Origin of the sequence: Crocosphaera watsonii WH 8501, assembly GCF_000167195.1 — a bacterium.
Classification (GTDB): Bacteria; Cyanobacteriota; Cyanobacteriia; order Cyanobacteriales; family Microcystaceae; genus Crocosphaera; species Crocosphaera watsonii.
The window spans coordinates 1-6,163 of record NZ_AADV02000215.1 but is presented as its reverse complement, the minus strand read 5'-3'; the positions used below and the strand labels follow the sequence as shown (position 1 = coordinate 6,163).

Genomic DNA, 6,163 nt, shown 5'->3' with positions numbered 1-6,163 from the left:
CCCTTAAGCCTACTTTTACAGATTCGTAACCTAGTTAGCACGTAAGTTTCCATATTTACTCACCAAGGGTATAGAGATCTAGCTATATAAAAGCTTCCACGTTACCCCCTTATAGAAAAGATATGCCCCCACATTAACAGGTTATGAGATGCTAAACAGGGGTAACCTCATTGCAGACAAGGACCCCCAAGGGGGGTGTAATCCACTATTACTTACGTGCATTGGACGGTATAGAAGACATCCACAGCAGCATCCGTAATGCGGATGACATGGTGGTATTCTAAAGCCTAAAGACGATGCAAGACAAGATACTCAAAGACATTCAAGAATTCCTGGCGGACAGAGGGCTAAAGGTGAGTGAAAAGAAAACCAAGTTAGTCAAATCGACAGATGGATTTGACTTTCTAGGATGGCACTTCAAAGTACATTCCAACGGAAAGTTCAGATGCGTCCCATCAGAGGACAATTACAAAGCATTCCGTAAGAAAGTTAAAAACATCGTCAACTGCTCGAATTATGGGGCTAGGGTTAAAGCTAAGAAATTAGCCCCCCTAGTAAGAGGATGGCGAAATTATCACAGGTATTGTAAATTGGACGGCTCTCGCTTCTCCTTATGGGGAACATCACATAAAGCCTTCAAAGTCTTCAACAAAGAAAAGAAACTGAACCGACACACGGCAACAGAACTTATCAAGAAGGCTTTTCCAACAGTACCTTATAGTGAAAACCGTCATGTCAACGTCAAAGGAAATAAATCACCCTACGACGGAGACACCGTTTACTGGAGTAAGCGTAAAAACAAGCTCTATGACGGAATAACCTCTAAATGTCTGAAAAGACAAGACCATTCATGTGGACATTGTGGATTAAAGTTTATGGACGATGAGAGGGTTCACCTACATCACATAGACGGAAACCACGATAATTGGAAACCCAAAAACTTAATGGCAGTCCACCATAGCTGTCACCAATATATCCACATGGGCAAGACTGGAAAAGTCTAATTTGTCGGGAGCCGGATGCGTAGAAATACGCACGTCCGGATCTAAACGAGAGGGGCGGAGCATAATAGCTCCCCTCGACTCAACCTGTAGGTTACTCCTTAAGTGGGAAAAATCGCCCCCTACTAAGTAGGGGTCAACGGCCGTTGACCCTTACTAAAAATAAGTAAAAATACGGGGGCGATTTCTCCTGCGTCTGTCTAGTGCGCGTCCTAATTTTTGCCCAGGGGGTATGGCAAGGGGATTTTGTATCAGAATCTCAAGAATTTACGCAATAATATGGAGAAAAGAGACGAAAAAAATCAGTACAATTGAGATGAAGTTTTTTGATTTAATTAAAAATGAATCCTAGTGTTAAGAAATGGTTTGTAACTAGCAGTTTAATTATCAGTTCTTTTTGCTGTTCACCAGCCGTTAGTGCAGCCGGTTTTACTGAACTTGTTGTATTTAGCGACAGTTTATCGGATTTAGGTCGAGCTTTTACTGAAACAGGAGGTACTTTTCCTGCCTATGGTAGCCCAAGTAATCCCCGATATTCTAATGGTCCGGTCTGGGTTGAATATTTAGCGGATAGTTTAGGAATTGCTACTAATCCTAACACTAATTATGCTATTGGTGGAGCCTTAACGGGTAATATCAACGCCATTAATTTTGCTCCAGGATTTACTCCCCCTCCAGTGTTTGATGGACTAACTCAACAAATTGCCAGCTATACGGACTATGACCCTCACGCACTTTATATTGTTTGGGCAGGAGCTAATGATTATATTTTTGGGGGAGAAATTTCTCCTATGAACCCAATTAGTAATCTTCAAACAAATTTACAAACTTTATTAACAAACGGAGCTAAAAATATATTAGTAGGTAATTTACCTAATTTGGGGGATACTCCAGGTGTTAGCGATCCCGCTCAATCTGCCGGTTTAAACCTATTAACACAAGGCCATAATAACGCACTTTCAACAACACTTGATATTTTACAAACCAGTTTTCCTCACGCTAATATTAGACTTTTAGATGCTAATCAACAGTTTCAAACAATTACTAATGAGCCTAGTCTTTTTGGGTTTACTAATGTAACTGATAGCTGTCTTTCTGGAGTAGTACCTTGTTCTAACCCCGATGAATATCTTTTCTGGGATAGTATTCATCCTACTACTAGAGGCCATCAACTAATTAGTAATTTGGCTTTAGAAGCCTTAGGAGTTCCAGAACCCAGTGCTGTTTTTGGTTTAATTGTCATAGGAATAAGCGGAATTTTTCTCAAGCAAAAAGTTTAAGTTTATCTCACATCTTGCAACTTCGATAAAACTAGCTAGTTTAGAGACAGACGCAGGAAAAATCGCCCCCGTATTTTTACTTATTTTTAGTAGGGGCGATTTGTCCCACTTCAGGAGTAACTTACAACCCTTACTAGAAGGAAGTCTGTAAGCGTGAGCGTCTAGTGCAGCTTAGCAAAAATAATCCACCAGTCACTTATGATCTTTAAAGCCCTTAAATTTCCAAACGAACGGCTTAGCAAAATGTTGATTAAAGTAATCAATAAAATTGAGAATTTTTTGGGATAGTTCTTCAGTTGAACGGACAGTAATTCTTTTGAGTAAACGCCGGACTAAGATCGAAAACCAACACTCAATTTGATTAAACCACGATGTATTTTTGGGAATATAAACAAAGCGAATTCGATGAGATTCATCTGATAAAAGATCTGCTCTGCTGTCCATAGATTGCAAAATCCCCTCCTTTCCTTTTCTTCCCAAATCAATAGTAATTCCACAGCTTTCTGCTACTAATTTGACTAAGCTTTCCGATTTATGAGTGTTGAGTTGATCTACAATAAAAATCCATTCTGCTTTTTCATCAATCTTAATCGTTCTCTGGATATGTTCAGAAAAATCTTGTTCTGTTCTTGTCGGTCCAATAGAGGGACTAACAACTTTTCCTCTTGCCACATCCCAGTTCGCAATCAAGCTTAAAGTTCCGTGTCTTTCATATTCAAATTCGATTTTTTCTACTTGTTTAGGCTTGATTCTTTTGTTCGGAAATAATCTCTCAAGAGCTTGAATCCCTGTCATTTAATCTGTACTAATTAAATGAATTCCTTGTTCTAACAAAGTTTTAGCTTCTTGATGAAGTTCACAGATATATTTGACTTGCTTTTTAATTGGACTTTGGACAAAAAAAGTTTGTTAGCGTATATTTTACGCTAAACTAAAATCCCAAAATATCGGCTCTGTATCAGTCAATAAAATTGGCTAACAAATAGGGCTAATCTATAGATTCTGAGGAAAACTAAGGAGCTTTTAAGTTTTCAGTTGATTTTTTGCTCCCTTTCTTGATAACATCATGACGAGTTCGTGGGGCTTTTTTGTAACCTTTAATACGTCCGGAAGAAAAACCTCGACGTTTGGGAAATTTGGCGAAAGTCCCCAAGGTCGTAATTATTCTTGAAAAGTCTCTTTGAACTAGACTAGGGGTGATTTTGATGGATTTATTAGTCTTCAAATACTGTTCCCAATCACGGGGTAAAACCACAGCTAATTTTCTGGCAGCCCACAAATTTACATAAGAAAGAAGTGTTAGTTTAAACCAATTTTCTTCATGATGTACATCGGGAGTTAAATAAGATGTCATCAATAATCTTTGTTTACCAAATCGAAAAAGATGTTCCATGTCATAACGTTGTCGATAACACTGATAACAATCAACTAAACTTAACTCATCGCGCCGAGAACCAATAACAATAAGCCACATAGGTTTCCAAATACTATTTCTTTCTTGATCTCTGACAACAATCTGGAGTAAAGTAAAGGGGTGATTGTTCATTTTATAGTTTTTAGTTCCTCTCATTAACATCTGTTTCCATCCCGAAATAGTCACTGTTAATTGACGACCTTTTTTCATTGTAAAGGGAACAGGATGAACTTCATCAGGTTCAGTCCAAGTTTGGTCATCTTTAAGGTCAAATTTATCCCCATACCAACGGGGATGTCCCGAAGTTTTGGCTTGATTTGGGTCCCGAATAAATTGACGATAAAAAACTCGGTCACTTCTAACTCTTGTAATAGTAACTAGGTCTTCATGCTTAACTTGTTCCCCAATAAAATCCTTTTGGCTGTAGTCACTATCAGCCACTAAGACAGATAATTTATCAGAAAATAAAGAACTTTGCCAGATTTTTTTTAGTTGTTGATTGCCTTGATTTACTCCTTTATGTTTAGAGGGGACTCGCTCTCCTGATAAGGGGACAGCCCAAGGGACTTTTTCTGTGTCTATTTGGTCAGGTAAAGCGCAGACAACGGAATAACAATGTCCAATATTAATGGGTTTATTTCCCTTAATTGGATTGGGGTAATGAATAAAGGTTTTATCCGCTAACGTTTCGGCAAACCGTCGTGGACAGGGAGTTGTGTCAATACCAAATAAGTTATAATGTTTTGAAGTGGGAGGAATTGTTCTCGATACCGCTGAAAATAAAGTCTCAATTCTCTGTTCATAATTAGGGTCAGTTTGAGTGGGTAAAAACTCTTGAATTCCTCTATATAAACTGTTATAATCTCTTCTAAATAAAGGATTGAGAGACAATTCAACGACTGAGTGAGCTTGTTGGTTACTGGAGAGGGCATCGAGTAATTCTATAATAGTTTCTTTTCTAGCTTTTAGTCCTTGGAAGAGGTTAGACCTCCACACCAGGAATTCCTCGACAGACGTAGCCGTTTCATTTTTGGTCATTTTCAAAATTTATTACCTTATAAATTAGCGGAATATATACGCTAACATCAAAAGAGGTTGTTTGTTACAGTTAAGGCTAATGTCATCACATTCCGAACTTAAGACCAGTCAAGATGTCCACCTGAGAGCCAAACAAATTAAGAGTCTAATTCGCTCTCTTAAACAGAAAATAAAGAAAATTGAACGGGAAGGGGAAGTAGCACCAGCTAATTGTCATATTATTCGTTATCAGGTTAATGGAAAGGGAACAATCTACTGGTATTATAAACTACAGGCTGCTGAATCAATTTTTCCTATGGGCACTAATAATGAGAAAAAAACCAAATATAAATATTTAGGACGAGCCGGAAGTTCTGCTCATATTGATGCTGTAGAAAAACTCACTAGAAGAAATCTCATTGATGAATTAGAACGAGTCATTCAATCTCTAACTGAAAGCTACTTAGATATCTATATTGGAACCGAAACTGAATGAAGCTATTTTATATTTAAAATCCCCTAAAAAGATGGAAAGAGAGTTTTTAAAATCACCTTAATTCTCTATTTTAGCTCTGGAGATATGTTTAGCGTAAAATTTACGCTAACAATTGTTTTTTATTCAAAGTCCAATTTTAAATTTTAAGGGATCATCAATTTTGGCATTTAACCAGTAACGAACGAGATGTGGTTGTAATGTCGCTTCTTTTTAAAAAACGCCCCACACTACGGGGGGAAATCTTTTCGACAATTCCTCTTTTTATGGCTTCATCCGCCAACTCTGAAGGTGTCCAATGGCTCACTGGTCTGTCTGATTTTTCACATTCTTCACAAGCGATCTCTACAATCTGGACTACTTGTTCGACCGTAAAGGATTTTGTTGTTCCAGGTCTTGGGCGATCGCTTAAAATTCCTTTGATCAAGACCATTAATGCTTTCTCCGTTACCTGTTGTTCTTCGGCGGCACTCAGTTTTTCTCTCTCCTCAAACCATCGCGATCGCAACTGACGCACTTGTACTCGGTCTAATTCTAATCTTCGACTAATCGAACTATTGCTCTCTCCTGATGCTGCGGCTAAGATTAGCTTGGCTCGTCTAACAAGGCGATAGGGGTTTGTTGTCCCTCTCACTATTTGTTGGAGTACTGTTTTCTGTAGGTTGGAGAGGTTAATTGGCAATGCTTTTATCATGGACATCAACTTCGAGATTCTTCCGTTAGTTTCATTGAAACACATTGTCGTGGCTAGTCACGAAAGTTTCTGTAAAAATCTGGTGGATTACTTTCGCCAAGCTGCACTAGGTTTATGAAACCCCTAATTTTTTTTAGCTGATGGTGGGCAATGCCCACCCTACTATTTTAACGAGTGACAGGGGTAGCGGTTTCTGTTGCTTCTGGGGAAATTTGTTGCAGTTGGTCTTTGCGTTTTCCTTCACCAATACCAGTAACTAATCGC

General features: G+C 38.4%; 6 protein-coding genes. 3 read left to right on the top strand and 3 right to left on the bottom strand.

The window, feature by feature from the left end:
* Nucleotides 1-296: 296 nt before the first annotated feature.
* Nucleotides 297-1,004 carry a group II intron reverse transcriptase gene (locus CWATDRAFT_RS29050; protein WP_007308319.1) on the top strand — a complete coding sequence of 236 codons (708 nt, stop codon included), beginning with the start codon at nucleotides 297-299 and terminating at the stop codon, nucleotides 1,002-1,004.
* A gap of 338 nt (nucleotides 1,005-1,342) precedes the next feature.
* Nucleotides 1,343-2,281: an SGNH/GDSL hydrolase family protein gene (locus tag CWATDRAFT_RS29045; RefSeq protein WP_007308320.1), complete on the top strand. Its 939-nt coding sequence runs from the start codon at nucleotides 1,343-1,345 to the stop codon at nucleotides 2,279-2,281.
* Between the two features lie 192 nt (nucleotides 2,282-2,473).
* Here the strand turns inward: CWATDRAFT_RS29045 and CWATDRAFT_RS29040 are convergent, their stop codons facing one another.
* Together CWATDRAFT_RS29040 and CWATDRAFT_RS29035 are read right to left on the bottom strand one after the other, a co-directional pair.
* Complete coding sequence (locus tag CWATDRAFT_RS29040; RefSeq protein ID WP_007308318.1) at nucleotides 2,474-3,076, bottom strand: transposase; 603 nt, start codon at nucleotides 3,074-3,076, stop codon at nucleotides 2,474-2,476.
* A gap of 217 nt (nucleotides 3,077-3,293) precedes the next feature.
* Nucleotides 3,294-4,733, bottom strand: coding sequence for an NF041680 family putative transposase (locus CWATDRAFT_RS29035; protein ID WP_007308317.1), 1,440 nt, complete (start codon nucleotides 4,731-4,733; stop codon nucleotides 3,294-3,296).
* A gap of 79 nt (nucleotides 4,734-4,812) precedes the next feature.
* Between CWATDRAFT_RS29035 and CWATDRAFT_RS29030 the strand changes: the two genes are divergently transcribed.
* On the top strand, nucleotides 4,813-5,208 hold the full coding sequence (locus tag CWATDRAFT_RS29030; protein ID WP_007308321.1) for a hypothetical protein: 396 nt from the start codon (nucleotides 4,813-4,815) through the stop codon (nucleotides 5,206-5,208).
* A 154-nt stretch (nucleotides 5,209-5,362) separates the two neighbouring features.
* On the opposite strand, the gene CWATDRAFT_RS29025 is transcribed toward CWATDRAFT_RS29030, so the two are convergent.
* Nucleotides 5,363-5,944 (bottom strand): helix-turn-helix domain-containing protein, encoded by a 582-nt coding sequence (locus CWATDRAFT_RS29025; RefSeq protein WP_007308316.1) that lies wholly within the window; start codon nucleotides 5,942-5,944, stop codon nucleotides 5,363-5,365.
* Nucleotides 5,945-6,163 lie beyond the last annotated feature (219 nt).